This is a genomic window from Undibacterium sp. RuTC16W, from assembly GCF_049339445.1.
Classification (GTDB): Bacteria; Pseudomonadota; Gammaproteobacteria; order Burkholderiales; family Burkholderiaceae_D; genus Undibacterium.
This window is the reverse complement of record NZ_JBMPPE010000064.1, coordinates 1-370: the sequence shown is the minus strand read 5'-3', so window position 1 is coordinate 370 and position 370 is coordinate 1. Positions and strand designations below refer to the sequence as shown.

Genomic DNA, 370 nt, shown 5'->3' with positions numbered 1-370 from the left:
TGGGGGGGGGCGACCTGGTTTCGACACGGGGCGCGAAGCAGCGCAGGGCATGCCGAGGGCCAGAGACCTCGTAAATCCATCTGGAAACCTACAAACGCCAACGACGAGCGTTTCGCTCTCGCCGCTTAATCCCGGTGAGACGCTGCACTAGCCGGCCCCTGGGCTAGGTCGGGGCAACCCGACAGCAGCGACATTGACAGAGGCTGGATGCCGGCGGTGTCGCGACGCCGGACATCGAGACCCAGCGACTGGCCGTGCGTCGGCCTGCCGATCGGCTAAGCGCACGGCGAGACTCAAATAGACCGGCTACGCATGTAGAACTGTCTGCGGATCATCTGCGGACGCGGGTTCGATTCCCGCCGCCTCCACC

1 other RNA gene is annotated in these 370 nt (G+C 65.4%); it reads left to right on the top strand.

Going from position 1 to position 370, the window contains the following annotated elements:
• Positions 1 to 5: 5 nt before the first annotated feature.
• Positions 6 to 370, top strand: a transfer-messenger RNA (tmRNA) gene (gene ssrA / locus ACO0K4_RS19540); the annotation flags it as partial.